Source organism: Bariatricus sp. HCP28S3_A7, from assembly GCF_052066375.1.
Classification (GTDB): Bacteria; Bacillota; Clostridia; order Lachnospirales; family Lachnospiraceae; genus Allocoprococcus.
The window spans coordinates 37,489-59,383 of sequence record NZ_JBQHSG010000010.1 but is presented as its reverse complement, the minus strand read 5'-3'; the positions used below and the strand labels follow the sequence as shown (position 1 = coordinate 59,383).

Below are 21,895 nucleotides of genomic sequence, written 5' to 3'. Positions count from 1 at the left end.
TCCCCATTATCCAATCGTAATCTGTTCCACCGGAAGTTTCACCGGTGCATCATGTTTATGTCCTCTCAGTGACAGTGCAAATGTCAGACTGCCGATTCTTCCGCAGAACATCAGAAAAATAAGTACCAGTCTGGAACTCTGGCACACCCCTCTGGTAATACCGGTCGACATTCCTACGGTTCCAATTGCCGAAAGCACTTCAAACAGTGCCTCTGAAAAAGCAAATACCGGCTGTCTCGCCATAATATACGTCACTGCTATGATTGAAAGAAACAAATTAGTACAAAGAACGACACTGGCTTTGCGGATCGCCCCATCATCCAATCGTCTGTTAAAAACATTACATCCTGATTCCTGACGGAGATTTGCCCGAACAAACACCAACAGTACCACAAGGGTCGATGTCTTGATTCCGCCTGCTGTGGATCCCGGACTTCCTCCGATAAACATCAGCACCATCGTCACAAACCTGCTTCCTTCGGTCAACGCCCCCGTATCTGTTGTATTAAATCCGGCAGTACGCGCTGTGATCGAATTAAAAAAAGAACACCAGATCTGTTCTCCCAAGGGAATCCCGCTCAATACATTATGACGCTCCATTATGAAAAACAATACTGCGCCTGTCAAAATCAAAGCGACTGTTGTAGAAATTACAATTTTTGTATGTAAACGAAATCGTTTCCACTCAAACTTATGGACTGACAAATCATCCCATACAAAGAATCCGATTCCTCCGACTACGATCAGTGTCATAACCGTTAGGTTGACAAGCCAGTCGCCTGAATATCTGGTCAGAGAATTATATGCTCCCGTGCACCCCATCAGATCAAATCCGGCATTACAAAACGCCGAAACCGAATGAAAGATTCCATACCAGATTCCACGCCAGACCCCAAATTCCGGCACAAAACGAATCATAAGGATGAGTGCTCCGGCTATTTCAAAAAATGCAGTTCCTTTGATTATTTTCTTGGCAAGCTTAACGATTCCTCCAATCTGCAGGCTGTTGATACTTTCCTGCAAGATTCCCCTTGTTCTCAACCCGATCTTTCTCCGAAGCAGAATCGCCATATAAACACCCAATGTCATAAATCCCATACCACCAATCTGGATCAGGATAAGGATGATCACTTGTCCGAAAAGCGACCAGTGCTGCCAGGTATCAACCACCACAAGCCCTGTCACACATGCAGCAGAGGTCGATGTAAACAGTGAGTCCGCAAATGATGTCCATACTGCATCCCGCGAAGAAACCGGGAGCATCAACAAAATGCTCCCAGCCAGAATAATCAACATATATCCAAACACAATCATCTGTGTCTGCGTCAACTTTTTATAAAAAAACTTCATTGTATTTCTTCCCCTTGCGTATTCTCTTTCTCTTTCAGCGTATTCAGCGTATCAAGAAATGAATCCAGCTTTTTCATCAGACGCATTCCAAAAAAGAAAAGAAATCCTGCCAGCAGAAGAACCACAGCAACAGCAATTACCGGAAACATACTCTCACCGCCCCAACTTCACTCACTTATAACCAGTATTTCCCGAATAACAGGTTACATACATGATACACTGCCATGTGTTAAGATTGTGAAAAGATTCTTCGGAATGCGTTAATTTTATGTTGGTAATCATTCTATATTGCATTAAGACAATCTGTATTTTCATCCACAGCAACAGCCTTGACTAGCCTTTTTATTAATCGTATAATAAAATTCAAGAACCAGTAAAACAGAAGGGACGAAATACTATGAGAGCTTATGAAAGATTTTTAACCTACGCTGCGATCCGCACACCCAGTGATGAAAACAGCACAACTTCTCCTTCCAGCAAATGTCAGTTTGAGCTGGCAGATCTGTTGAAAGATGAAATGCTTGCAATCGGCATTGCGGATGCCCACGTAACTGAATACTGCTATGTTTACGGCACGATTCCCGCGACACCGGGTCTGGAGAGCAAACCTAAGATCGGCTTTATTGCACATATGGATACTGTTTCCGATTACTGTGATCACGATATCAAACCGATTGTACATGAAAACTATGACGGAGGTGATCTGGCGCTCGGGACCAGCGGACGTACGCTGTCTGTTAAAGATTTTCCTCATTTACCTTCGCTGAAAGGTCGCACCCTGATCACAACAGACGGCACAACCGTACTTGGCGCGGATGACAAAGCGGGCATTGCAGAGATTATGACCATGGCTGAGCGCCTGATCAAAGAAAATATTCCTCACGGAACCATCTGTATCGCATTTACCCCCGATGAGGAAGTCGGTGCCGGAACTGCACATTTTGATGTAGAAAAATTCGGAGCCGATTTTGCCTACACACTGGACGGAGATTCCGAAGGCGAGATTCAATATGAAAATTTCAATGCATGCAAAGCCGATTTTGAAATCACCGGTTTTGGCGTCCATCCCGGATCCAGCAAGGACACCATGATCAATGCATGCCTTGTTGCCATGGAGATCAACCAGATGCTTCCAGGATGCGAAACCCCGCGCGGAACAGAAGATTACGAGGGCTTCTTCCATCTTACAAACATGTCCGGTGATGTTACGAGCGCAGAACTTCATTACATTATTCGCGATCACGATAAGGACTACTTTGAGATGCGCAAAAATACCCTTCGTCTGATCGAGAAGGATCTGAACGCCAAATGGGGCGAGGGAACCGTCAAACTGACCATTACCGAACAGTATAAAAATATGTCCGAAATCATTGCAGGCTGCATGCACTTAATTGAAAATGCAAAACAAGCATGTGTAAATGCGAATGTTGCCCCGCAGATTCTCCCGATCCGGGGCGGCACAGACGGCTGCCAGCTCAGCTTCAAAGGCCTGCCGTGCCCGAACCTTGGAACCGGCGGTCATGCATATCACGGACCATATGAGCACATTACCGTAGAAGGTATGGATCAAGCGACCGACATTGTATTAGAACTTGTTAAGATTTATGCAAAATAGGAACAGCGAAAACGCGCCATCATCGGCGCGTTTTTCTTAATATATATTCCTTAACGTATTTCCATTTCGTTCTGCCATTCCCTGATCTGTCCGAGAATAATATTCATCAGTTTCGTCCGCGCTTCCACACTGGCCCATGCCACATGCGGCGTGATCAGAAGCTTCCGGCTGTCCTTGATCTTGAGAAGCGGATTATTTTCACTCATCGGTTCTTTGCAGAGCACATCCAGTCCTGCCGCAGCAATCTCCTCATTTTCCAGAGCATCGCACAAATCCTGTTCCCTCACGATCGGCCCACGCCCCAGATTCAGAAAAATGCTGCTCTTTTTCATCTTCCGGAATGCCTCTGCATCCATAAGCCCCTCCGTATATTCATTTAAAGGCGCATGTACTGAAACAATATCCGATTCCCCAAGAAGCGTTTCAAAATCAACCTGATGATAGCCTTCCTGAGGAGCGGCCCCAGATGGCGAACAATAGATTACTTTTGCCCCGAAGGCTTCCGCGATCCCGGCAACTCTTCTCCCGATATTGCCAAGTCCGATGATCCCCCACGTTTTCCCCGAAATCTCATGAAAATGCTCTGCAAAATGTGTAAAGATCGTGTCATTCACATAGCGTTCTTCCTTCACGTAATCGTCGTAATACCGCATCTTTTCCAGCAGATAAAGAAGCATCGCAAATGTATGCTGCGCCACCGTCTCCGTAGAATATCCGGCCACATTTCTCCAGGCTATTCCTCGCTTTTCCAGGTACTCCTTATCCAGATTATTGGTTCCTGTCGCTGTCACGCAGACCAGTTTCAATTTCTCAGCTTCACCGATGGTCTGCTCATTGATCTGCACTTTGTTCAGAATGATCACATCCGCATCCCGAACCCGGTCAGGCACCTCTTCCGATTTAGTAAAACCATATTTTACAACTTCACCCAATGCATCATAACTGGATAAATCAATGTCATCTCCTATTGTTTTTACGTCCAGAAATACGATTTTCATATTCAAGTTTCCTCCTGCAATCTTTCTTTATCCTGTTACTATACTTATTATAGTAACACATTTTCCTGTCGGAAGTGTTGACATTTTCACATTTTTGATTGTATAATTGAGTCAATAAGAGCATTTGCGGATTATATTTTCCCTCTGGGGTCATGATATAATTTGCAGATGTTTTTTTTTGGTTATAATCTAAATATACCTCGGAATATTCCCTTCATTCCAGGTGTTTGCATAGGAGGAATTGTCATGAATAAAAAGAAAAACATGAATCTCGCCATTGATATTCTGGTGGATATCGTCGGAGGTATTTTGATCGCAATCGGGGTTTATAATTTCGCCGCTGCCGCCAAATTTCCCATGGTAGGTTTCAACGGGATCGCACTGATCTTCTATCATCTTTTCGGCTGGCCGATCGGTACAACTGCTTTGCTGCTCAACATCCCTGTTGCCTTATTTACCTTCCGTATCCTGGGACGAAGTTTTTTCCTTCGTTCGGTTCGTACTATTTTTATTACTTCATTTATTATCGATGCTATTGCGCCCCTGTTTCCGATCTACACCGGTGACCGGCTTCTGGCAGCCATCTGCTGTGGTGTCCTTTCCGGACTGGGCTACGCCATGATCTACATGCGGGACTCTTCCACCGGTGGCTCTGACTTCATTACGATGTCCATCCGGGTACTGAATCCTCACCTGACGATCGGCAACATTACATTCGCCATGGACGCATTCATCGTACTTCTGGGAACCGTTCTCGTATCCAGAGACATGGACAGCCTAATCTACGGTGTAATCGTGAGTTACCTGATGTCTATCGTTGTAGATAAGACCATGTATGGTATCGACCGTGGAAAAGTTACTCTGATCGTAACCGAACACGGCCCGGAAGTGTGCGCGAAAATCGATGAAATCCTTGGCCGCGGCTCCACGATCCTCAAGGGAATCGGAAGCTATTCCAAACATCAAAAAGATGTGGTCATGTGCGCATGCAATAATAAACAAATGTACGGGATTCGTAAGCTCGTAAAAGAAATTGATAAAAAGGCATTTCTGGTGATCATGGAATCAAATGAAGTGGTGGGGGAAGGATTTAAGGAAGAGTAGGTAAAATTGGAATGGGGTGGAAGATCTGGGGTCCGCGGCAAAGAGAGGGGGCAATCGCTGCGACGTTCCGGCGCCTGCGACTCCATGTGCCAATCTGTAAGGAAAACCGGCAGTCGGGGAACGCCCCTCCTGCCGGTTTTTCTAACATCTTGGCTCATGTATTCTCCGGTCGCTTCCACTTAACCTCCGCGCTTGCCCCTCTCCTTGCCGCTCCCTCAAATGTTTCACACATTCGCAATTTTATGCGGCTGCGCGCCGCAAGGGCGCTTAGCGCATGTTCTGGACGGGAATGAGTTCCTATAGTCTGAATGAATCATTCAACCTAGTACACCGAAAAATAATCTTGAACCCTCCCCCCACCTAAGATAAGAGTAGCGTTATGAGGGAGTAACGTACAAACGCTCAACCTACTTCCGTCTTGAGTGAGCGCCGTCGAAACGAGGTTCGGGGGTGGGATGCGGAGGTTAAGCGGAGGGGTCCGTCAGAATTCATGCCAAAAAAATAGAGTCTGAGACAGAAGACCCATTGGTCGACTGTCTCAGACTCTTAAATTATTGTGCATGAAGTCGAAGACCCCGAAGCATCGGAGCATCCCATCCCCGAACCTCGTTTCGACGGCGCGGACTCCCCCACTTCGTTTCGACGGCGCGGCTTTAACCTACGACATTAAATCCTCTGTAATAGACTTCAGATTCAGGAAGTTTGTCAAATAATCGCTTGTTCCTGTCTTAGCATCGGTTCCGGACATATTAAATCCTCCGAATGGATGCTGAAGTACGACTGCTGCCGTAGATTTTCTGTTGAAGTACAGGTTGCCTACCTGGAACTGTACTTTTGCTTTCATGATGTTTTCGCGGGTTTCGCTGTATACGGAACCTGTCAGACCATATTCAGTCTGGTTTGCGATGTCGAGTGCTTCGTCGAAAGAATCCACTTTGATCACTGCAAGTACAGGTCCGAAGATTTCTTCGTTTGCAATTCTTGCATCTCTCTTAATGTCACGTACAACAGTCGGATCGATGTAGTATCCTTCTGCGTCACTGTATGTACCACCGAATACGATGTTTCCTTCTCCGCGTGCCACTTCAATGTAGCCTTTGATTCTGTCGAAGGAAGCCTGGTTGATAACCGGTCCCATCGGAGCATTGCTTCTTCCGGAAGCCTGAGCTTCTTTGAGTGCTTTTGCTTCTTCTACTACTGCATCAACGAGTTCATCGTATACATCGCTCATGACGATTGCTCTTGAGCATGCAGAACATTTCTGTCCCTGGAAAGAGAATGCTGCGTTTGCGATTCCCTTTGCGGCTTTCTTGATATTTGCTGTTGAATCAACGATGATTGCGTTCTTTCCGCCCATCTCGGCAACGACACGTTTGATCCATTTCTGTCCTTCGGAAATCTTTGCCGCATGTTCGTTGATACGGCATCCTACTGCTTTAGATCCGGTGAAATTGATAAATCTGGTCAGCGGATGTTCTACAATGTAATCTCCGATCTCAGATCCTGATCCGGGGATATAGTTCACAACGCCTGCCGGAATTCCTGCTTTTTCGCAAAGCTCGATAAACTTGTAAGCAACGATCGGTGTGTCGGAAGACGGCTTACATACGATCGTATTACCTGTCACAACTGCCGCCGCAACCATACCCCCGAGAAGTGATAACGGGAAGTTCCACGGCGGAACAGCCACACCGACACCGATCGGGATGTAGATACATTTTGTATATTCATCGGTCGGTACAAGTTCCAGACCTTTATCCAGTTCTGCCATATGCATTACATAAGAATTAATGAAATCAAGCTGTTCACAGAGCTCTCCGTCAGCTTCGCCCCAGTTCTTTCCACTTTCTTCCACATTCCATGCGTCAATGATGAAACGGTTCTCATCCAATAATACAGCAAGTCTTCTCAGGCAGCGGATTCTCTCTTCTACCGGAGTCACACTCCATGTCTTAAACGCTTCGTTCGCTGCGAGAATCGCTTTTTCTGCAAGCTCCTGGCTGCAGGAACATGCGTATCCAAGCACTTCTTTCGTTGCAGGAGATAAAGAAGTAATCTTCTTCTCTGTCTCAATTCTTTCTCCACCGATGATCAGCGGATATACACTGCCCTTTTCAGCATCAATCTGCTGAAATGCCTCTTCCATTTTCTTTTTATTTTCTTCAAGTGAGAAATCTAATTCTGCGGCATTCTTAAATCCTTTCAGCATTCTTTCATACCTCCTGATTGTATACTATTATACAAATCATTGTAGCAATAAATATTTCTCGCGTCAATCAAATATATTATGAAATTATTCTGAAATATGTTCAAAAATGAATTTTTTCAGAATGATGATTGCTTTTCAGAGGTCAAAAATCCTATAAGCATTACGAGCGCGCCGCCGACAATTGCGAGATCTGCAAGATTGAACGTGATATCCGTCAGTTTTTTATGTGGTGTCCTGATTGCCAGATAATCGACCACATACCGTCTTTTCACGCGGTCGTATGTGTTGCTTACTGCCCCTCCGAGCATAAGCGCAACACCCGCTTTTTCCATCCGGCATCCCGGTTTCTTGAGCAGAAATGCCTGCCAGAGCATCATGATTCCCAGAGCAAAAACAGATGCGAGCTGAACGAACAGCGGATAACGCTCCAGACGATTCATGATCATTCCTTTGTTATGAACCTTCCGGAGTATCCCTCTTTTCTGCAGAATATTCCGTTCTTCATTTGACTTTACATGTTTTTCTATATACTGTTTCACCCCCAGGTCCACCCCTGCAACAGTCACGATAATAAGAAAACACAAGACTGCCATGCTCTACTCTCCTTTGATACGTGAAATAGTTCGATTCAATTCCTGAATCTTTTCTTCCCGTTTTTCGATTTCTTCACAAAAAGAAAGATATTCTTCTCCAACTTCTTCTGCATTTTTAAAATGCTCATACACCTTTTTCCCGATATCCGCAAAATCCCGGCTGTTCTCACGTTTCAGCGAATAGATATCTCCTTTCAGCTTCTGGATCTCCAGAGTATCCTCCGCTTTCTTTCCAAATTCATCAACCGTGTCGGAAATACGCTTTCCTAAAGTACTAAAAAAATCATCCATCTTTTGTTCTCCTTTCCCGATTTTCAATTCATCTAAAATCTCCGTATCTGTTCAAAGGTATGATACAGATTCAATGTTCCGTATCCCCATTCTCTGTTCGGATACGTTCTTCCTTCCTCGCGGTCTGCTCCAAGGATCAAAAGGTTCCTGATCTGCATGGAATCCGGTATTTCTCCGATTCTCACAAGCCATTCCATCAGAAGTGCCTCCACACCGGCGGTGATACCGACCGCCACGCTGGAACCGGACCGCAGTGAGATCTGTCCTCTCAGATTCACTCCCGGCACACGGATTCCCGGTGCCGCAAAATCAGGTTTTACCCGTTCAAGTCTAGTATATCCTCTTCCCGAACTGACCGCAACACCATTCTCATTTCCATTATAGTATGCCACAGTCGCCACAGAAACCGCATCTCCCGGTGATGTGATCGTATAATCCGGATTGGAGCGAAGAAAGAACACTTCGCCTTCCAGAAATTCCTCCACCGGAAGCCAGATGTGAAAACGTCCGTCACCTGCCTGAACTGCCTCGATTCGAATCCTCCAAATTCCGGTCAGAGGCTGTTCAAATTGCAGGAAAATCAATTCAGAATTCGTATTTTCCGCCAAAATACGGTAGCTTACATTCAGTCTCGTCTTCTCAAACACAAAATTGTAACTTCCAATCCCGCTTCTGACCGGTATCCGCCCACTCTGATCCCCGGTTGGAGAAAGAATCGTGACCGCCAGAATATTGGGAATCTCCGTCCATATCTCCATGACGAATCCGCGTACTCCCTCTCCCACACTGACTTCTACATCTTCTGCCCGTTCATCGCTCAGAGTCCCCAGAAAATGATGCCGTTTATCCGCCTCATTTCCACCTCCCGTCACGATAGCCGTCAAAGAAGCGCTTGAAAGCACTTCCAGATAAGATGCAAGTGGTGTGGCACCACTGTGTCCTCCCAGATTGGTTCCGAGCGGAATGCAAAGGATCAGTGGCTGCCGCCTGCCTGCGGCAAGCATTCTGAGATAATAGACCGCCGCCATAATATCGTTCTCCTGATAGCACGGCGCATCGGAATGAATAAAGTAAAAATCCCGCAAATACTGCTTGGCCTCTTTTAATTTCACCACTGCAATATCCGCTTCCGGAGCCATACCCATAAATACATTTTCTGCATCGGCACTGCCGCACGCCACACTGGCCACAAAGGTGCCGTGTCCATTTGTATCCATTGTCGGAACGATTTCCAGCGGATGTTCTGACCGAAGTGCTTCATCGATCATATCCCTCGTATATTCACTGCCGTATGGGAGATATTCCGGCAATTTTCCGCTTTGTATCGTCTGATCCCAGATTGCAATGATTCTCGTCGAACCGTCCAGATTACGGAACACCATATCCTCATACCGGATCCCGGTATCAATAAATCCGATCAGAACCCCTTCACCATACAGTTCCAGCCCCGGAAGGCTCTGCACCCGTGACACGCCCACCTGTTCCAGCACTTCCATATCCAGAAGCGTATAGCACTTGGGGATAGAATAATAAGGGAAACGGTAAAGGGATCTTCCGTTTTCTCCTTCATTTTCCAGAAATGCAATCTGGAACGTATATTCAAGCGGAATCCGGCAGAGGTCCTCCTCAGAGAATTCTTCCCGGAATCCCTTACTCCCGCTGAGAATGAAATCTCTGTAATCCTCCGACAGCACCCGCCTTCTGCAGATTTCCCGATCCGGCATATAACAATACCTCATATACTTTTTTCAAAATATATGAGGTATGATTCTCAGATATGCCGCAGAATATTCTGCCGATTATTGCGTTACTCTACGCCTGTGACTCCAGAAGAGGCACCTCCTGACCACGCAGCCGGATGATCGGTCCGCCCGTTCCTTCTATGTATGCCTGTGTGATCGTCACCTGGCCGATGCTGTCATCCTTCGGAATCTCATACATGATGTCCAGCATAAATTCTTCAATGATCGCCCTCAGCGCCCTGGCTCCTGTATCCTTCTTCATTGCCTTTCTTGCAATAGCATGAAGCGAATCTTCATCAAAATCCAGCTTCACCTCATCCAGCGCGAGCAGCTTCTGATATTGTTTCAGAATGGCATTTTTCGGTTCTTTCAGAATTTTCACCAGCATTTCTTCATTAAGTCCCTGAAGCGTGAACACAATCGGAAGACGTCCCAGAAATTCCGGGATCATGCCGAAATTCCGCAGATCATCCGTCGTCACCTTTTCCAGAATAGTCTTATCCTGGTCATATTTGTCTTTCAAGTCCGCCCCGAATCCGATTGAAGAATTCTTCGTCAAGCGTTCTTTAATAATCTTCTCAAGATCCGGGAATGCCCCTCCGCAGATGAATAAAATATTCTTTGTATTCACCGTAGTCAGCGGTACCATGGCATTTTTACTGTTTGCCCCGACCGGGACTTCGACCTCACTGCCTTCCAGGAGTTTCAGCATTCCCTGCTGTACAGATTCTCCGCTGACATCCCTCTGGCTGGTATTCTTCTTTTTCGCGATTTTATCAATCTCATCAATGAAAATAATTCCCTGTTCCGCCTTATCCACATCATTGTCCGCTGCCGCGAGAAGCTTGGATACCACGCTCTCAATATCATCTCCGATATATCCCGCTTCGGTCAGCGAAGTCGCATCGGTGATCGCAAGCGGCACATCCAGCAGCTTTGCCAGTGTTTTGACCAGATAGGTTTTCCCGGAACCGGTCGGTCCGATCATCAGCATGTTGGATTTTTCAATCTCAATCTCGTCCATGGTATCCGTCGCAACCCGTTTGTAGTGATTGTAAACTGCAACCGAGATTGCTTTCTTTGCATGCTCTTGTCCGACCACATATTCATCCAGTTTTGCTTTGATCTTATGGGGAGCCGGAATATCCCGGATGTTCAGGATCGGTTCCCGCTTCTCCTCCGGCTTTTTCTTTTTCACTTTCTGCTGCTTCGGCATCTGATTTTCCAAATCGCCGAATCCCATCATCGGTCCTCCCGGCATATTCATAAACTGCGTATAATCGAAGCCACTGTTGTTCATCGCATCAAAGCTCTTCTGCATACAGTCTGCACAGACACAGATATTCGTCGGCAGATCGATCATTTTCCCGGCAACACTCTCAGGACGGCGGCAGATAAAACAATACCTTTCGTATCCGTCGTTCTTCTTTTTATTATCATTCGAACCAGAAGCCTGTTCCAGGCTGTTCTTATTCAAATCATCATGTTCTGACATTTTCTTGTCCTCCTTTGCTTCTGACGTCGTCTTACAGTCCTGCAAGCTTCATGAATTCTTCTTCCGAAATGATCGGAACTTTCAGCTCCCTCGCTTTTTTATTCTTGGAAGATGTCGAATTCACATCATTGTTGATCAGATAATTTGTCTTTCCTGTTACCGAACCGGTAACCTTCCCGCCCCTCTGTTCAATCAGTTCCTTCACTTCATTTCTATTTGCAAAGTGATTCACACTTCCGGTGATTACAAAATTCATTCCGGCAAACTGCTGTTCTTCATTTCTTGGTTCTTCCTGGATCTTCAACTCCTGCATAAGTTCCAGAAACGCCTGTTTCTTCTCTTCCGATGAAAAATACTCCGTAAACGCCTTCGCGATCACAGGCCCCACACCCGCAATCTCAGAAAGTTCCTCTTCTGTCGCATTCATCAGTTTTGTGACATCGTAGTCCGATTCCCGGCAGATCAGTTTCGCATTCGCAAGTCCTACTCCCGCGATCCCCAATGAGTAGATCACCTTAGGAAGCGTTGTTTCCCTTGCTTTTTCGATACTCTGTATCAGATTCGCGTAGGATTTTTCTCCAAATCCCTCCATCGACTGAATCTCTTCCTGATACCGGTCCAGATGGAAAATATCCGTATATTTATGAATGAACCCTCTGGCGATGAATTTCTCCAGTGTCGCCTCGGAAAGTCCTTCTACATTCAGTGCGTCCCTGCTTGTAAGAAGTGCAAACGCTTTGATCCGTTTTGCCTGACATTCCGGATTCGTGCAATAAAGTGACTTGGCATCATTCATCTGCCGTACCCTCGTCTCTCCTCCACAGACCGGACAAGTCCGTGGGATTTCGATCCTGCCGCTCCTCGTCAGGTTCCGTGCAATCTGCGGAATGATCATATTGGCCTTGTACACTTCGATCGTATCTCCGATTCCCAGCTCCAGTTCCTCCATAATGCTCAAATTATGGACACTGGCCCGGCTTACCGTGGTTCCTTCCAGTTCCACCGGTTCAAAGATCGCAACCGGGTTGATCAGCCCTGTTCTCGACGGGCTCCACTCGATTTCAAGCAGATGGGTCTCTTTGATCTCATCCGCCCATTTGAATGCAAAGGAATCCCTCGGGAACTTCGCTGTTCTTCCCAGAGACTGTCCATATGCAATGTCATCATATACCAGAACCAGACCATCCGATGGAAAATCATTTTCTTTGATTTTCTCTGCAAAATAAGCCACTCTTTCTTCCAGTTCGTCCGCAGTCACCGGATAGTGTTCTACCACTTCAAATCCCTGATCCGCCAGCCAGTCAAGCTGGTATGCTCTGGAATTATGGAAATCCACTCCCTCGGCTTTCACCAGCGTAAATGCGTAAAACTTCACATTTCTCTTAGCTGTAATCTCATTATTAAGCTGTCTCACTGAACCACTGCAGAGATTCCTCGGATTCTTATATTTCGCATCCACATCTTCAATTGTCTCATTGATCCTTTCAAAATCCCGGTAGCCGATTACAGCCTCCCCTCTCAGGATCAATTCCCCCTTATAGGAAATATGAAGCGGGATATTTTTAAAGACACGGGCATTGTTGGTAATAACCTCTCCGATCTCTCCATTTCCCCGGGTAACTGCTTTATAAAGTGTTCCGCCGCGATAGGTCAGAACAATCGTCAACCCGTCCATCTTCCAGGAGATCACCGCTTTCTGGTTTCCCACAAATTCCTTCAGTCTGGAGACCTCTTTTGTCTTGTCCAGTGAAAGCATCGGTGACTCGTGGCGTTCTTTCGGGAGCTCACTGAGCACCTCATATCCCACATGGATCGTCGGACTGGAAGCAAGCACGATGCCCAGTTCTTCTTCCAGGCCTTTCAGCTCATCATACAGTGCATCATATTCAAAATTGCTCATGATTTCGCGGGATTCCTGATAATACGCTTTCCCTGCCCGATTCAGCAGTTCTACCAATTCCTGCATTCTTTTCTTTTTATCCATCTATTCTATCCTCCTGGTGCACCGTCACATTGGATGAGTTTCTGATCTGTTCATAGAGTTCATTCAGCTCCTGATCCGTCACCTTACGATACTGACCGGGTTTTAAGTCTCCCAGCTCAATATTCATGACACGGGTTCGGATCAGTTCTTTCACTTCGTATCCCAGCGCTTCGCACATCCTCCGGATCTGCCGGTTCAGGCCCTGGGTCAGGATAATCCGGAATTTATACTTTCCAATCTTGTCCACCACGCAAGGTCTTGTCACCGTATCCAGGATCGGGACTCCAGAGGCCATCTTTCTCAAAAACTCCTCCGTCACCGGCTTATTCACCGTAACCTTATATTCCTTTTCATGATGATTTCCCGCACGCATCATCTTATTGATGATATCGCCGTTATTGGTCATCAGGAGCAGACCCTCCGAATCCTTATCCAATCTTCCGACGTAGGTGATTCGGATGGGATAGTTCAAAAAACGGACGATACTGTCTCTCTCTCTTCGCTCCTCCGTGCATACGATGCCTCGCGGCTTATTGACGGCCAGAACGACCATTTCTTCCTGACGGGAGATGACCTTCTTCCCGATTCTCACTTCCTGTCCCTGCATCACCTTCGTACCCGGAACCGCTCTTTTCCCGTCTACGGTCACACGCCCCTGTTCTATCAGCTTGTCCGCTTCTCTTCTGGAACATACGCCGGATTCACTCAAGTATTTATTCAGGCGCACAGCACCTGCATTTTCCCTGTTCTTAAATTGCTGTTCAATCTTATTTGTCACTTTTAACCCCATTTTCTGACCCAGGAGGTCATACAAATACTTACGGATCGGTGTACCTTTCGTGCTCCCGAAACCTTAGCATTCTCATTGTACTGTCTTTATTAAGAAAAGTCAATTGATGCATTTCCCATTCCGGTATGCTATACTTAGCTATACATAATGATATCATTACACATTTCAGGAGGTATTTCATGCTGATCTTTTCACTTGACACTAAAAAATGCATGAATGGACTGCTTCTGCATTCCGGTTTCGATTCGTTTCTCTTCATTGAGGGTGAGATCGTCACATTCTGTACATTTCAGTTTGACGGACATCTGAAAAAAGATTTTTTCCATCAGGACATAACCGACGAACCTGTTCAGATCGAACGGAATTTTGCGCTCTGGAAAGAAGTAAGGGAATTTTGTTTTTCCTTGATCAAAGGGAAGCGAACTCCGCTTGGCTTCAAGCTTGTATTATCGCTTTCTTCACCGAATATCGCCCATCTTCTTGAGCGGGAAGAGCTTCCTTTTTCCCCGGCTGATGTACAGGGACTGTATCTCAATTTCAAATTCAACGGCACATCCCTTACCTGTACGACAGGCACCTCTATGAAGCTGTTCACGATGGACAAATCGCTGGAGCAGGCCTGGGACAAAATGGTCCAGCGTATCTTTACAAAACAGGATATCCCCTTTGAAATCTTGTCTTAACACATAAGAAAGGGGTCCCTAAATGACATCGCACATCAGGAGACCCCCGTTTTTATGATCTGCAGTATTCTATTTTGTAAGCATTAACATTATCTCATTGCTTCGTTTTACAAATTCCGTCATTTCCTCCGGATTCAGTGGTTTATGCGCAATCATCGCCAGATCGTAAAGCTGTTTGCAGAACAGTTCTGTATTTTCACCGTCTTTATGATCCACCACATACTGAACCAGCGGATGATTTGCATTCAGGATCAATGTAGAATCATCTCCGAACATGGACGGATCCATTCCTGCCATGCCATACATCTTCATCATTTCCTGCATACGGCGTGACTGCTCAGAAAGGGTGATCATGGAAGCGACATTTTCATCTTTCATCTTTTCCACTTTCACATTCAGTTTATCTTTTCCAAGCGCTTTCCGGAAGATTTCCATCAGGCTGTCCGTTTTTTCCTTAAATGCATCCTTTTCGTCTTCTGCCACTTCTTCTTTGAAATGATCGGTCAGTTCTGCATCGATTCTCTGGAACCGCACATGCTCATTTCTCTGCTCCAGCTGTGTGATGAACGGAGAATCAATGTTGTGGGACAGAATCACTGCATCCAGTCCTTCTTTCTTGAACATGTTGATATACTGGCTCTGCTGCTGTTCATCCGTTACATAGTAGATGGTTGTCTTCATATCCTCTGTAACGGTGTTTGCATCCTCGTTCTCATCTTCTTTATTCTCATTCGGCTCTACAATCGTGCCGCCGTTCTTCTCAATACATTCTTTGAGTGTCAGATAGTTGTGATCCAGATTCTTGAAGAGGATGTAATCTTTCATCTTATCACAGAATTTCTCATCCTTCAGGCAGCCGAATTTGATGAACGGACTGATATCATCCCAGTATTTTTCATAAGTTTCCTTATCAGTCTTGCACATTCCGGACAATTTGTCTGCCACTTTCTTGGAAATGTATTCTGCGATCTTCTGTACAAATCCATCATTCTGCAGTGCACTTCTTGATACGTTCAGCGGAAGATCCGGGCAATCGATCACGCCCTTTAATACCATCAGGAATTCCGGAATCACTTCCTTGATATTGTCTGCGATAAATACCTGGTTGTTATACAGTTTGATGGTTCCTTCGATGGAATCATATTCTGTATTGATCTTCGGGAAGTACAGAATACCTTTCAGATTAAACGGATAGTCCATGTTCAGATGGATCCAGAACAGAGGCTCCTTGTAATCCATAAATACTTTGCGGTAGAATTCGATATAATCATCTTTCGTGCATTCATTCGGATGTTTGGTCCAGAGCGGCTGTGTATCATTTATCGGAACCGGACGCTTCACAATCTTAACTTTATCCTTTGCCGGTGAAACTTCTACCATTTCTTTTTCGCCGTTCTCATTTTCTTTTTCTTCCATCTTTGCATCTTCATGGATATGTTCAACGACCTCATCGGTATCCAGAAGTTCTTCTTCCGGAATCGTCTCATATTCTGTCTCTGCATTTTCTTTTGAAAGATAGATCTCTACCGGCATGAAGGAGCAATATTTCTCCAGCACTTCACGCATACGGTATTCATTGGCAAACTGAAGGCTGTCTTCATTAAGCAATAAGGTAATCTCCGTTCCAACTCCCTCTTTATTGCCGTCTTCCATCTCATACTCTGTTCCGCCATCACTTACCCAGTGTACCGGTACTGCGCCTTCTTTATAAGAAAGTGTATCGATTTGTACTTCGTCCGCAACCATGAATGCGGAATAGAATCCAAGGCCAAAGTGACCGATCATGTCATCCTCTGTCGTCTTGTCCTTATACTTTTCAAGGAACTGCGTTGCGCCGGAGAAAGCGATCTGTGTGATATACTCTTCCACCTCATCCGCGGTCATACCAAGTCCGTTATCGATGAATTTCAATGTTTTCTCTTCCGGATTTACGATAACCTGGATCTTTGCTTTATAATCTTCCGGCATTTCATATTCGCCCATCATATCCAGTTTTTTCAGTTTAGTAATCGCATCACATCCGTTGGAAACAAGTTCACGTGCGAAAATATCATGATCGGAATACACCCATTTCTTAATGATCGGGAAAATATTTTCGCTGCTAATTGAAAGACTGCCTTTTTTTGCTGCCATTTGTACCACTCCTTATGTTAAATATTTTTTTCTTTTTCACATCTATCAGATATCTTAATACCCTAAAATCCAAATGTCAATAGAAAATTAGCACTCATTTTGAATGAGTGCTAATAATTTTGTGAAAAATATAAACTTTTTCTAAACTTTCTATTCTACGCTCTTCAAAGATTCCACCATATCAATCTTTTTCAGTTTGTAGAACATGATCCAGTTCACGAACATAGAGAATGCCACGGTAAACAGGAAGCTGTACAGATAGCTGATTGGGTGAATTTCTCTTCCGAACATCGCTTCATTGACTTCAACGGTTACGATCACAAATCTGTGCATGAGATTTCCAAGTCCCATTCCCACCAATGCTCCCAAGAAGGTCAGCATCACATTCTCTCTGTATACATAAGATGCGACTTCGATATCATAAAATCCCAAAACTTTCAGTGTAGCCAGTTCACGCCTTCGCTCTGTGATATTGATATTATTCAGATTATACAGCACCACAAACGCAAGCATTCCCGCAGAAACGATCAACACAATGATGACCAGATTCAGACTTCGAAGCATATCATCCAGCCTGCTTTCGATGCTCTTGCTGTAACTCACATTTAACACATCATCAAATTCCAGCAGCGTCCTGCCCGTTTCCTCGATCGAGTCTTCCTGTCCGTCCTTCATACGAAGAAGGATGCTATTATATTTCGGCGGTGCCCCATAAAGCTCTTCATAGGTATCATTGCTCAAATAGAGATAATGTCCCATATAGTTCTCACATATAGCGCCGATCACAACTTCACGTTCTCCTTTGTCGTCATCTTTGATCGTGATGGTATCTCCCACATTCACCGCAAGGATCTGAGACATCTTTTCGGTAAGAATCACTTTATCTTCGGCAAGTGTATATGTTTCATCACTGGTTCTGCTGTGGAAGCTGAGAAAGCTTTTCAGTTCTTCTTCACTTTCCGGTACCACAAGATACACGCTTGATTCATCGCTTTCCGATTTCACTTTCAGTTTCTGCATCCTCACCTGTGTAAAATCATCCAGCGCCGAATCTGCTTCCAATTCGTCAAGGATCTGATTCTTTTCTTCTTTATCGATCGTATCATTCATATATGCAGTCGCATCATAAAACTGTATCTTTTCATATTGAAGGTCTACGATCTCGTAAATGCAATCCTTAAGGCCAAAGCCGACCAGAAGAAGTGCCATACATCCTCCGATACCGAAAATGGTCATAAAGAACCGTTTCTTATAGCGGATCAGATTTCTGATCGATGATTTCCATGTAAAACTAAGTCTTCTCCAGAACCATCCGATTCTTTCCAGAAGGATCCGTTTGCCCTGTTTCGGTGCCGGCGGTCTCATGAGCGCAGCCGGATGAGATGCGAGTTCCTTATAGCAGGAACCGATCGTCGCCGCAAGCGTACAGATCACAGCAATTCCTGTCGCCTGAACCGCGTAGCTCAAATGATAGGGGAGCAGAATATCCGGCAAATGTTTATACAGGATCTTATATGCATAAATGATAACCAGTGGGAATACCTTCTCACCGATCAGGACGCCCACGATACTTCCGCCAAGTGTCGCGGAAAGTGCATAGAAAATATACTTTTTAGCTATGGCCAATTTCCCGTATCCGAGTGCTTTCATCGTGCCGATCTGGATACGCTGTTCCTCCACCATCCTGGTCATCGTTGTCAAGCTAATCAACGCAGCGACCAGGAAGAACAAGAATGGGAAAACCTCTCCGATCGAGCGCATACGATCCGCATTTTCTCCATAGCCGTCATATTCAGCCATTGCTTCACTCCGGTTCTGAATGTACCATTTCGGCTCTTCCACCTTCGCAATCTCAGCTTTTGCATCCGCAATCTGCTGCTTCGCCTCAATCAATTTTTCTTCGCCTTCACGGATCTGATTTTCACCGTCTTCAATCTGCTGCACGGCATCCGCTGCCGCTTTGGCGTACTCGGATTTTCCTTCGGACAGTTCTTTCTCAGCCGAAACAATTTCTTTTTTTCCCTGATTAAGGCTTTCCTCTTTTTCACGGATCAGTGTCCATGCGGCATCCAGCTGTCTCTGCCCGTCTTCGATCTGCTGCTTTGCATCTAACAGTTCTTTTCTTCCATCCTCGAGCTGCTTTTTCCCCGATTCCAGAGCCTGCCCAGCTTCAATAAGCTGTTGCTCCTGCTTCAGAAGTTCTTCCTCTTTTTCCAGGAGTTCCTTCTCGGTCGCATCCAGCTCACTTCGTTTCTGGATCAGTTCCTCTCTATGCTGCTGCAGCTCCTCTATTTTTGCAGGAATCTGCTCCTCATTTTCTACTCCGGCCACCTGCAGCTGAACAAGAATTTCATTCTTCTGTTCTTCCAGTGCCTCTTTCTTCTCCAGCATTCCCTCGTAAATCTCTACGAGTTTGTTCTGCAGTTCTGAACGTTCCTCCTCAGGAACCGCAGAAATCTTTTCATAAAGGCTTTGCCCAATCTGTACCAGCTTATCCAATGTTTCAAGTGCCGAGTCGATCTGCTCCAGACCATCTGCTGCCTGCTGAAGCTGTTCGATACCGGTATCAATCTGCAGGATTCCTTCTTCGATCTGCTCACGTCCGGCTTCAATCTGCTCTTTTCCATTGGCGATCTCTTCCTTCCCGGAAGTGATCAGCGGCATATACTGATCATAGTTTTTCTGATACTCCGCTTCCGCTTCGTCTAATTCCTTCTCCTTTTCGGAAAATTCTGCATATCCGCTCTCATATTCCTTCTTTGCCTCATCTAAGGTACTCTGCTGACGATTCAGTTCGGATTTCGCATCTTCGATTTGTTTCTTACCGACTTCGATCTGCTTTCGTGACTGCGTAAGAAGTGCCTCGCCGTCCTCCAGCTCCTTTTTTGCATCAGCCAGCTTCTTCGCGGCTGTACTGCGAGCATCCTCCAGTTCCTGCTTTGCCGCATCCAGTTCTTCCGATTTGTCATCCAACTCTTTCTCGGCATCTGCAATCTCTGAATTTGCTTCTTCCAGGACTTCCTCACGCCGTGCCTTACAGCGCTCTTCTTCAATTTCTTCGATTGCAGCTTTTGCGGCATCCGTGAGATCTTCATATTCCTTCGTAAACGCCACTGCATCCTCCGCATCGCTCACCCGCACATAAGCTTCTGTATATACATCCAGATTGAACGACGACTTGTCAACTACTACAAACCCGCTGACCTCACCGTTTCCGATTAGACTGTTTCCCCTGCCGAATGATATGTAAAGCGGACTGTTCCCAATCCCTACAATCGTAAATGTATCACACGTCAGGGATTCCGAAAGTTCCGAATCATCTCCGGAGCGAAATGTAATTCGATCGCCTACCTGATAATCTCCATACGCGACAAAATCCTCATCCAGAAGACATTCCCCTTCCTTTTCAGGCATTCTTCCTTCCACAACCTGAACAGTGTTGAAATTCTCCTGTGCCGCCATAACATGTACGACCTTCTCATTCTCTCCTGTCGGGCACAGGACATCCTTACTGTAGCTTCCTTCCGCCTCCGCAATTCCTTTTACTTCTGAAATCGCCTGAATATCCTCGTCCGTCAATCCCATCGTACCTATAACCTTGATGTCCATCAGTTCTTCTCTATCAAAATAGGCATCTCCGGAAATCAGCATACTGGGCTGCGATGAACGTATACCGGAATAAAATGCAACTCCAAGTGCAACAATGAAAAATATTGAAATAAAACGCCCCCTCGATTTCCTGATTTCCATGAAAAAATCTTTGCGTAATATATTCTTTTTCATTCTACTCTACCATTCTATCGTTTCTACCGATACCGGGTTTGGATTCTCGGTCATCGAATCTACCTTTCCGTTTTTCATTTTAATAACCCGATCTGCCATCGGTGTGATCGCCGAATTGTGCGTGATCAGGATCACCGTCATTCCCCGTTCGCGGCAGGTGTCCTGCAGAAGCTTCAGAATTGCTTTTCCTGTATTATAATCCAAAGCCCCTGTCGGCTCATCACAAAGCAGAAGTTTCGGATTCTTCGCAAGTGCTCTCGCGATCGAAACTCTCTGTTGTTCTCCTCCGGATAACTGAGCCGGGAAATTGTTTAAGCGGTCTCCCAATCCCACATCCTGAAGCACCGTTGCCGCATCAAGAGGATTCTTACAGATCTGTAAAGCCAGCTCTACATTCTCAAGTGCAGTCAGGTTTGGAATCAGATTATAAAACTGAAAAACAAAACCGATATCAGCCCGTCGGTACGCTGTGAGCTGACGCGCATTATAAGATGCCACATCCGCGCCGTCAATCCACACTTCACCGCTTGTCGCCGTATCCATTCCGCCAAGGATATTAAGAACCGTCGTCTTACCGGCCCCGCTTGGTCCTACAACAACTGCAAATTCTCCTTTATTGATCGTAAAATCAATCCCGTCCGCAGCAGCAATTTCAATTTCCCCCATCTTATAAATCTTCCGCACTTCCTTCAGTTCAACAAATGCACTCATAAAAATCTCCTCTTGCTTCATCCGCTTATAATGTAGCTTTAAATATCTTTAATGATACCACATGTATATCAAAAATCAAAGAGACGTTTTATAAAGATAGAATTGTTCACCAATACCTTCTTCAGCATTTTTTCCTTCATTTTTTCTCGCCTTCTTTTTCTTTTGTGGATTTTGCCTTTTCGACGTGATTTTGCACAATTTCATTCTCTCTTTTTTAGTGCATTTGTCTTTTTTGCGAATTTACTTCTCTAATACCTCATGGTATTATAATAACAACTTGAAGATAACTTACTAGTTTAGAAAGTTCCTTGAGCGGGGCGGCATCCTAAGTCAGTCACAATTGCCCCACCCATAAAAGGGACGCAGATAATTTAATATGACGTTTTCAGTATTTTGATACTTTTTATTTTCATT

Annotated in this window: 16 protein-coding genes; 3 read left to right on the top strand and 13 right to left on the bottom strand. The window is 45.3% G+C overall.

Features of this window, described 5'->3' with window-relative positions; genetic code table 11:
• Positions 1 to 6 precede the first annotated feature (6 nt).
• Positions 7 to 1,350 carry a TrkH family potassium uptake protein gene (locus tag ACTNA4_RS08765; protein ID WP_427806808.1) on the bottom strand — a complete coding sequence of 448 codons (1,344 nt, stop codon included), beginning with the start codon at positions 1,348 to 1,350 and terminating at the stop codon, positions 7 to 9.
• A complete protein-coding gene (locus tag ACTNA4_RS08760) occupies positions 1,347 to 1,499 on the bottom strand; it encodes a hypothetical protein (protein ID WP_427806807.1) in 153 nt (50 codons plus the stop codon). The genes ACTNA4_RS08765 and ACTNA4_RS08760 overlap by 4 nt, the downstream gene beginning before the upstream one ends.
• Before the next feature lie 248 nt (positions 1,500 to 1,747).
• On the opposite strand from ACTNA4_RS08760, the gene pepT reads away from it, so the two are divergent.
• A complete protein-coding gene (pepT, locus tag ACTNA4_RS08755) occupies positions 1,748 to 2,965 on the top strand; it encodes a peptidase T (RefSeq protein WP_427806806.1) in 1,218 nt (405 codons plus the stop codon).
• 50 nt (positions 2,966 to 3,015) lie between these two features.
• On the opposite strand, the gene ACTNA4_RS08750 is transcribed toward pepT, so the two are convergent.
• Complete coding sequence (locus ACTNA4_RS08750) at positions 3,016 to 3,963, bottom strand: D-2-hydroxyacid dehydrogenase (RefSeq protein WP_441029678.1); 948 nt, start codon at positions 3,961 to 3,963, stop codon at positions 3,016 to 3,018.
• 246 nt (positions 3,964 to 4,209) lie between these two features.
• Here ACTNA4_RS08750 and ACTNA4_RS08745 point away from each other — a divergent pair, with 246 nt between their 5' ends.
• Positions 4,210 to 5,067 (top strand): YitT family protein, encoded by an 858-nt coding sequence (locus ACTNA4_RS08745; RefSeq protein ID WP_427806804.1) that lies wholly within the window; start codon positions 4,210 to 4,212, stop codon positions 5,065 to 5,067.
• A 658-nt stretch (positions 5,068 to 5,725) separates the two neighbouring features.
• Here the strand turns inward: ACTNA4_RS08745 and ACTNA4_RS08740 are convergent.
• The 7 genes from ACTNA4_RS08740 to rluF form a co-directional block, all read right to left on the bottom strand.
• Entirely contained in the window at positions 5,726 to 7,276 is a 1,551-nt protein-coding gene (locus ACTNA4_RS08740; RefSeq protein WP_427806803.1) for an L-glutamate gamma-semialdehyde dehydrogenase, read from the bottom strand.
• A gap of 116 nt (positions 7,277 to 7,392) precedes the next feature.
• Positions 7,393 to 7,869, bottom strand: coding sequence for a signal peptidase II (locus tag ACTNA4_RS08735; RefSeq protein ID WP_441017877.1), 477 nt, complete (start codon positions 7,867 to 7,869; stop codon positions 7,393 to 7,395).
• 3 nt (positions 7,870 to 7,872) lie between these two features.
• Positions 7,873 to 8,160, bottom strand: coding sequence for a hypothetical protein (locus ACTNA4_RS08730; RefSeq protein WP_427820303.1), 288 nt, complete (start codon positions 8,158 to 8,160; stop codon positions 7,873 to 7,875).
• A gap of 32 nt (positions 8,161 to 8,192) precedes the next feature.
• On the bottom strand, positions 8,193 to 9,884 hold the full coding sequence (locus ACTNA4_RS08725) for a S8 family peptidase (RefSeq protein ID WP_427806800.1): 1,692 nt from the start codon (positions 9,882 to 9,884) through the stop codon (positions 8,193 to 8,195).
• 88 nt (positions 9,885 to 9,972) lie between these two features.
• The gene (gene clpX, locus ACTNA4_RS08720; protein ID WP_427806799.1) at positions 9,973 to 11,397 is read right to left on the bottom strand and encodes an ATP-dependent Clp protease ATP-binding subunit ClpX; all 1,425 of its coding nucleotides are present in this window, start codon (positions 11,395 to 11,397) and stop codon (positions 9,973 to 9,975) included.
• A 31-nt stretch (positions 11,398 to 11,428) separates the two neighbouring features.
• Positions 11,429 to 13,381, bottom strand: coding sequence for an NAD-dependent DNA ligase LigA (gene ligA, locus ACTNA4_RS08715; protein ID WP_427820302.1), 1,953 nt, complete (start codon positions 13,379 to 13,381; stop codon positions 11,429 to 11,431).
• On the bottom strand, positions 13,374 to 14,159 hold the full coding sequence (rluF, locus tag ACTNA4_RS08710; RefSeq protein WP_441017873.1) for a 23S rRNA pseudouridine(2604) synthase RluF: 786 nt from the start codon (positions 14,157 to 14,159) through the stop codon (positions 13,374 to 13,376). The genes ligA and rluF overlap by 8 nt, the downstream gene beginning before the upstream one ends.
• 191 nt (positions 14,160 to 14,350) lie before the next feature.
• Between rluF and ACTNA4_RS08705 the strand changes: the two genes are divergently transcribed.
• The gene (locus ACTNA4_RS08705) at positions 14,351 to 14,854 is read left to right on the top strand and encodes a DUF5721 family protein (RefSeq protein ID WP_427806795.1); all 504 of its coding nucleotides are present in this window, start codon (positions 14,351 to 14,353) and stop codon (positions 14,852 to 14,854) included.
• A 69-nt stretch (positions 14,855 to 14,923) separates the two neighbouring features.
• Here ACTNA4_RS08705 and htpG read toward each other — a convergent pair whose 3' ends face one another.
• From htpG to ACTNA4_RS08690, 3 genes are all read right to left on the bottom strand, one after another.
• Entirely contained in the window at positions 14,924 to 16,987 is a 2,064-nt protein-coding gene (gene htpG, locus ACTNA4_RS08700) for a molecular chaperone HtpG (RefSeq protein ID WP_427806793.1), read from the bottom strand.
• Positions 16,988 to 17,137: 150 nt separating this feature from the next.
• Complete coding sequence (locus tag ACTNA4_RS08695) at positions 17,138 to 20,737, bottom strand: FtsX-like permease family protein (protein ID WP_441029675.1); 3,600 nt, start codon at positions 20,735 to 20,737, stop codon at positions 17,138 to 17,140.
• 39 nt (positions 20,738 to 20,776) lie between these two features.
• Positions 20,777 to 21,481: an ABC transporter ATP-binding protein gene (locus ACTNA4_RS08690; RefSeq protein ID WP_427806790.1), complete on the bottom strand. Its 705-nt coding sequence runs from the start codon at positions 21,479 to 21,481 to the stop codon at positions 20,777 to 20,779.
• Between the last annotated feature and the right edge of the window lie 414 nt (positions 21,482 to 21,895).